The following is a 5,051-nucleotide window of genomic DNA, read 5'->3' on the forward strand; positions in this document are numbered from 1 at the left end:
GGAGTTTTTTCCATCTATTCCTACTATTCCTATCTGTTACTGATTGTGCTTGGAAACAGAAATACGATTAATTGCTTTACGTAAAGAGATTTCTGCCCGTTTTTGTTGTTTTTGATTGTGAACAGAATCCGCTTTGCGAAGTTGTTCTTCTGCTCGCTGTTTGGCTGCAAAAGCACGTTCTATATCTATATCACGTGCTCTTTCCGCACTATCAGCAATAATGGAACAAACATTATCACGCATTTCCATTATTCCGCCATTTACAGCAATCAAGTCTTCAGCATTAGTAGAGATCCGTTCGATACGGACGCCATTAATGGTCAATGGCACAATAATAGGTGTATGACCAGGAAGAATGCCTAGCTCTCCATCGGTGGAACGCACAATTACTCTGCTTGCCCGATGGTTATAGACAATACCCGCTGGAGTCACAATTTGTACTTGTAATTCCGCCATTTGGGTTGCCTCCTTTATTAGTACCCAGCTGCCTCAGCTTTTTCGACTACTTCTTCAATACGCCCAACATTCCGGAAAGCATCTTCTGGTAAATCATCGTAACGTCCTTCTAATATTCCTCTAAATCCGCGAATCGTTTCTGCAATCGGAACATATGAGCCCGGGATTCCAGTAAATGCTTCAGCTACATGGAAGTTTTGAGATAAGAAGAATTGAATACGGCGAGCACGCGAAACAATGATTTTTTCACTATCGGATAATTCATCCATCCCAAGGATAGCAATAATATCTTGTAATTCACGGTACCGTTGCAAGAGTCGTTGAACTTCTGTGGCAGTCTGGTAATGTTCTTCACCAACAATTTCAGGTGCTAAAGCACTTGAAGTCGAAGCCAGTGGGTCTACTGCTGGGTAAATCCCTTGTTCTGTTAATTTACGTTCAAGGTTCGTTGTTGCATCTAAATGGGCAAAGACTGTGGCTGGCGCCGGGTCAGTATAATCATCTGCCGGAACATAGATGGCTTGAATCGATGTAATGGATCCCTTAGTAGTAGAAGTGATGCGTTCTTGCAGCTGTCCCATTTCAGTTGCCAAGGTAGGCTGGTATCCAACTGCAGACGGCATCCGGCCAAGTAAAGCCGATACTTCTGAACCTGCTTGTGTGAACCGGAAAATATTGTCGATGAAAAGCAGTACGTCTTGTCCTGCTTCGTCACGGAAATATTCAGCAATTGTTAAGCCTGTCAAAGCTACACGCATCCGTGCACCCGGCGGCTCATTCATTTGACCAAAGACCATAGCTGTTCTTTCAATTACGCCTGATTCTTGCATTTCAAAATACAAGTCGTTCCCTTCACGTGTTCGTTCACCAACACCGGCAAAAACTGAAATGCCGCCGTGTTCTTCAGCAATGTTATGAATCAGTTCTTGAATCAACACCGTTTTACCTACACCCGCTCCACCAAATAGCCCGATTTTTCCGCCTTTTAAATAAGGAGCTAATAAATCGATAACTTTGATGCCTGTTTCAAGAATAGAGGTATTGCTACTCAATTCATCGAAAGCAGGAGCGAATCGGTGAATTGGATCACGACGAACATCTTCCCCAAAAGGTTCTTTTAAATCAATTGTATCGCCTAAAACGTTAAACATGCGGCCAAGTGTTTCTTCTCCGACAGGAACCGAAATCGGTTTGCCCGTATCCATTACTTTCATTCCGCGTTGCAATCCATCTGTTGATTCCATGGCGATCGTTCTTAAAACACCATTTCCTAATTGCAAAGCTACTTCTAAAACAATTGTGTTTTCTTTTCTTGCATCGTGTTCTTTGTCTTCGGTTGTTTCTTTTTTTACTACAAGAGCATGATTGATTTCGGGTATTTCTTCATTTACAGGAAATTCCACATCAACAACCGGTCCAATAACTTGAACGATTTGACCACTTCTCATTCATTTTCCCTCCATTCATTACTCTATCCTAATGCAGAAGCTCCGCCTATGATTTCAGTAATTTCTTCTGTTATCGCAGCTTGACGAGCCCGATTGTAATGCACGGTTAAGTCATCAATAATGTCATTTGCATTATCTGTTGCACCTTTCATCGCCGTCATACGAGCTGCATGTTCAGCAGCTTTTGCATCTAAAATAGCACCATAAATCAAACTTTCAGCATACTGAGGCAACAAAATATCCAGAATTTCTTCCTTTGAAGGCTCATATAAATAATCACTTTCATATTCCACAGTTTCTGTGGGATCCAGATTATTTAATGGCAACATTTTGTCAGCACGGTACTCAAAAGAGATGGTGTTGATGTGGTGGTTGTAACAAACATACAACTCATCAAATACTTCATTTTTATACATTTCTGTTGCTGTCCGAGCAATGCCTCGAACTTCATCAAATGTCGGCTGGTCGCTAATGTCATTTAATTCATAAGCTACATTCATTCCTCTTGATTTAAAGAAATCCCCTGCCGTACTGCCGACAGCCATGAAGATATATTCATCTGGCGAAGAATGGTCTTTTTGGATCATATCTATGGTTGCTTTAATAATCGAGCTATTATAGCCGCCAGCCAAACCTTTATCAGAGCTGATTACGATATAACCTGTTTTTTTAACTGGTCGTTCGATCAGCATGTCGTGAAAATCGATATTCGAAGGTGAATTGGTGCCAATTAAATGACTATCTTCAATTATCGCTAATTGAGTATGCGCTAAATGGGTAACAATCTCTCTCACTTTCTTAGCGTATATCTGAAAGCCGCTGGCTGTTTGTTCAGCCTTAGATAATTTGGCTCCTGACACCATCTGCATAGCATTTGTGATTTGACTTGTTTTTTTAGTTGATGAAATTTTTTTGGTAATGTCATTTAAAGACTCTGCCATTTTTACTCACCGCCTTTACATTGTATCTGTAATGTAACTTGAATTATCAGTATCGATGGCATTTGTGAAAAAGTTGTCCGCAAAATCAGAGATAATAGCATCTAATTTGTCACTTTCCGGCAAATCTTTTGTTTCATGGATCTCATCTATTATTTCTTGGTGTTGGTTATCAACATAATCATAAAATTCTCTTTCAAATCTTCCTAACTCGCTGACACGAATCGTGTCAAGGAACCCATGAGTTAAAGCGTAGAAAATCAGTACTTGTTTTTCGACACTGATGACTTCATGCAACCCTTGTTTTAAGACTTCAACAGTCCGGTGCCCACGATTCAATTTAGCTTGTGTAGCGGCATCTAAATCAGATCCAAATTGAGTAAATGCTTCTAATTCACGGAAACTGGCTAAATCTAACCGAAGCGTGCCCGAAACTTTTTTCATTGCTTTTATTTGAGCTGCTCCCCCTACACGTGAAACCGACAAACCGGCTGCAATAGCGGGTCTGATACCAGAATAGAATAGATCACTTTCTAAGAAAATCTGCCCATCTGTAATGGAAATCACGTTTGTCGGAATATAAGCAGAAATATCTCCAGCTTGTGTTTCAACAAATGGAAGAGCTGTAATTGAACCGCCGCCTAATTCTTTATTTAACTTGGCAGCTCTTTCTAGCATCCGTGAATGCAAGTAAAATACATCCCCCGGATAAGCTTCACGACCTGGTGGACGACGTAGCAGCAAAGACAGTTCACGGTAAGCTGCCGCTTGTTTAGTTAAATCGTCAAAAACGATTAAAACGTGCTTGCCGTTGTACATAAATTCTTCAGCCATGGCTAAGCCTGAATAAGGAGCAAGATACAACAACGGTGCTGGCTGTGAAGCACTTGCCGTCACGATTGTTGTATATTCCATAGCACCGTATCGTTTCAGTGTCTCAGCTTGTGCACGGACAGTTGATTCTTTTTGGCCGATTGCTACGTAAATACAAATTGTATCTTTACCTTTTTGATTAATGATCGCATCGATGGCCAAACTGGTCTTACCAGTTTTTCGGTCTCCAATCACCAATTCACGTTGTCCACGTCCAATTGGCACAAGAGCATCGATTGCTTTAATACCTGTTTGTAGAGGTTCATAAACAGATTGACGTTCCATTACACCAGGAGCAGCATTTTCAACAGGACGCATTTTTGTCGTATTAATTTCGCCCAATCCATCAACTGGTTGGCCTAACGAGTTTACTACCCGTCCAATCATTGCCTCTCCTACTGGTACTTCCATAATCCGCCCAGTTCGTTTAACGGTATCCCCTTCAACGATTCCTTCAAATTGACCTAGGATAATGATCCCAACATCATTTGTTTCTAAGTTCTGAGCCATTCCAAAAACGCCATTAGAAAATTCAAGTAGTTCTCCGGACATCGCATTCTCTAATCCGTAAGCTCGAGCAATACCATCTCCGACATAACTGACTGTTCCAACTTCGTCAACAACCAACTCATTACGAAAACCTTCAATTTGTTGCTTAATGAGCGAACTGATTTCTTCAGCTTTTAACCCCATAAATTTTCACCTCTTCAGCTATTTCTTTCCTTCATTATTTAATTAATTGTTTCTTTAGATTTTCTATATTTGAACGAATGCTGCCATCAAAAATTTTGTTTTCAATTTCGATGACCACTCCGCCTAAAATCTTTTCATCTTTTACCTTATTCAATAAAATTTTTTTTGCATTAAATTTTTTAGAAAATACTTCTTTGATTCGTTCTTCCTGCTCTTTTTCTAAAGGAACAGCTGTTGTAACTTTCGCTACGACTGTACGATTTTCATGGTCATATAACAATTCGTACTCGTGAATAATGGTTAACATATCTCCCATTCGCCGAAAATCATAAATCGTCTGAACAAAGCCTTTTACATCTGGTGTAAAATCTTTAGTCAAATCTGTTAAAATTTTTTCTTTGTCAACTTGTGCAACGTCTCGATTGTTAAAAAAATCACTTATATTAGGGTTGCCAGAATAAATCTGGCGAACGTCCATTAGATTGTCGAAAACAACATCTTCTGTTCCTTTTTCAATTGAATCGTAATAAAAAGCTTTGGCTAATTGGCCGGAATCCATATCTCTATTTAGTCTCATCTACATCCGCCAGCCTTTCAATGTATTCATTGATCAATTCAGCGTGACCTTCAGTTGTTAATTCTT

At 39.9% G+C, this 5,051-nt stretch carries 5 protein-coding genes; all 5 read right to left on the reverse strand.

The window, feature by feature from the left end; translation table 11 throughout:
* Nucleotides 1–36: 36 nt before the first annotated feature.
* The 5 genes from RT405_RS12240 to atpH are packed head-to-tail and all read right to left on the reverse strand — an operon-like array spanning nucleotide 37 to nucleotide 4,985.
* Nucleotides 37–456: a F0F1 ATP synthase subunit epsilon gene (locus RT405_RS12240; RefSeq protein WP_313470049.1), complete on the reverse strand. Its 420-nt coding sequence runs from the start codon at nucleotides 454–456 to the stop codon at nucleotides 37–39.
* Between the two features lie 17 nt (nucleotides 457–473).
* Nucleotides 474–1,904: a F0F1 ATP synthase subunit beta gene (atpD, locus tag RT405_RS12245; protein WP_313470050.1), complete on the reverse strand. Its 1,431-nt coding sequence runs from the start codon at nucleotides 1,902–1,904 to the stop codon at nucleotides 474–476.
* A gap of 23 nt (nucleotides 1,905–1,927) precedes the next feature.
* Nucleotides 1,928–2,845 carry a F0F1 ATP synthase subunit gamma gene (locus tag RT405_RS12250; protein ID WP_313470052.1) on the reverse strand — a complete coding sequence of 306 codons (918 nt, stop codon included), beginning with the start codon at nucleotides 2,843–2,845 and terminating at the stop codon, nucleotides 1,928–1,930.
* Nucleotides 2,846–2,860: 15 nt separating this feature from the next.
* A complete protein-coding gene (gene atpA / locus RT405_RS12255; RefSeq protein WP_313470054.1) occupies nucleotides 2,861–4,408 on the reverse strand; it encodes a F0F1 ATP synthase subunit alpha in 1,548 nt (515 codons plus the stop codon).
* Nucleotides 4,409–4,442: 34 nt separating this feature from the next.
* A complete protein-coding gene (atpH, locus tag RT405_RS12260; protein ID WP_313470056.1) occupies nucleotides 4,443–4,985 on the reverse strand; it encodes an ATP synthase F1 subunit delta in 543 nt (180 codons plus the stop codon).
* Between the last annotated feature and the right edge of the window lie 66 nt (nucleotides 4,986–5,051).

This window comes from Carnobacterium sp., assembly GCF_032094055.1.
Taxonomy (GTDB): domain Bacteria; phylum Bacillota; class Bacilli; order Lactobacillales; family Carnobacteriaceae; genus Carnobacterium_A.